Here is a 1,562-nt window from a genome sequence, read left to right as displayed (position 1 = left end):
CGCAGAATCCAGCTCCGACCCCACCTGATCGACGGCTGCCTCACCGCCACCGGCCTGCCCCTCAACCCACCGACCCCACACTGAAAACCTCAGTAGGACCTCTTAGGGGCACCCGCACTCCACACTGCGGTCCGGGGGCGCCGCGCCGTCAGGCGATGAACAGACTCATACCAGGAGCCTGTCGCACGGCATGGCTGGGCTGGACGGCACCCGCCACCCGGCCGCCGCAGAAAGGCCCCGACCACACGATGGCCACTTTGTCCGTGCCATTGACAACCTCCGAGGGCGCGAAGTCCCCGAGAGGATGGCAACCCGACGGGCCCCCGTACACCGCCCCGTCGATGATCAGCACACCGTCGGCCGCATGCCCTGTACCTGGCGCCGCCAGCGACAGCGTAAGCACAGCCGCGCACGCTCCGAGTACGCGCGCCGCACGCCGGGTCCCACACACCCATCGTGTCCTTGCCTCTTCCGTCATACCGCAATCATCACCAGCATCGACGTTGACAAACACTTCCTCTGCAGCCGTATCGGCGACCCGCGCACCCTCTCATCTGCGATGCCGGGCGACCTCGGCGATCCGGCTTGCGGACTGCGACGTTCGCGGCATGCGTCGTGGTGACCGTCTTCTCGTTGTCGGCCAGTGCGTAGGCCGGCGGCCCTCCTATGCGCCGCAACGTGGCATCGGGGCAGGCCACGATCTCCAGAAGCGTCTTGCCGAACACCGAATGACCACCCGGAACCTCGACCAGGCCGGCACGTGCACCACAGCTGCGTGTGCCGGCCGCCGGTCTTCGGCCCATGACCCCAGTTCTACTGCAGCCACAGACCCGGCTCGGTGATCCACGGCGTTTAGCTGGAGACGGACAGTCCGCTTGCTGCCGAGGCGGCCGAACTCGGTGATCTCCGAGTGAAGCCGGGCCGCGTCCGTGCAGCCCTCGTTCCACCGCCGATACAGATAGGACGCATAGGCGTGGATCTGGCCGTAGCGGCGCACGGTCTTGCGGTCGAGCCCGAGGGACTGGGCGATCACCTCGATCTGCATTCCTTTGTCGTACAGGGCATGCGCCGCGGCATGTCGCTCGCGTCGCTTGTTCGAGTCGCCTACGTCCACGGATGCGAGCTGGCACGGCTCACGTCCCTGCCCGGCCTACACCAAGCCGCTGGCGCGGCAGTGGTGGCGATCTTTGAGGGCGCAGGGTACCGAACCTGCCCCGGCCAAGCGACGTCCTCCGGGTGACCCGACCCCCCTGACGGGCACCTCCGCAGGCTCCACCAGATTTAGGCGCGTCAGTGTCGGCCTCCACGTCCGGGAGCTCCTTACCGATGCCGCCCTCGGCTACCTCGCCGACACCGACTGAGGCGAACTCCTCGTCGAGGGGGGCAACTTGACCCGAGTGAATGGCCTGTGGAAGGTGGCGTCCAACTGACGGTTGGTTGGCTCCTCCATCCAGGGCACACGCTGGTTACTGAGCTTGTAGTCGTGGTGTCGTCAGTGTGAGCCCCGTTCCGGTGAGGCAGCCGTCGATGATGTCGCTGCGGTATTGGATCTGGCGGAGGCC

The 1,562-nt window shown here is 66.9% G+C and carries 1 protein-coding gene; it reads left to right on the top strand.

Annotated features, from left to right (window positions below; genetic code table 11):
- Positions 1 to 973: 973 nt before the first annotated feature.
- On the top strand, positions 974 to 1,240 hold the full coding sequence (locus tag ACFYP3_RS37750) for a hypothetical protein (protein WP_388842638.1): 267 nt from the start codon (positions 974 to 976) through the stop codon (positions 1,238 to 1,240).
- Positions 1,241 to 1,562: the final 322 nt, after the last annotated feature.

Origin of the sequence: Streptomyces sp. NPDC005533 (assembly GCF_042871845.1) — a bacterium.
In the GTDB taxonomy this organism is placed as follows: domain Bacteria; phylum Actinomycetota; class Actinomycetes; order Streptomycetales; family Streptomycetaceae; genus Streptomyces.
This window is presented reverse-complemented; position numbering and strand designations above follow the sequence as displayed.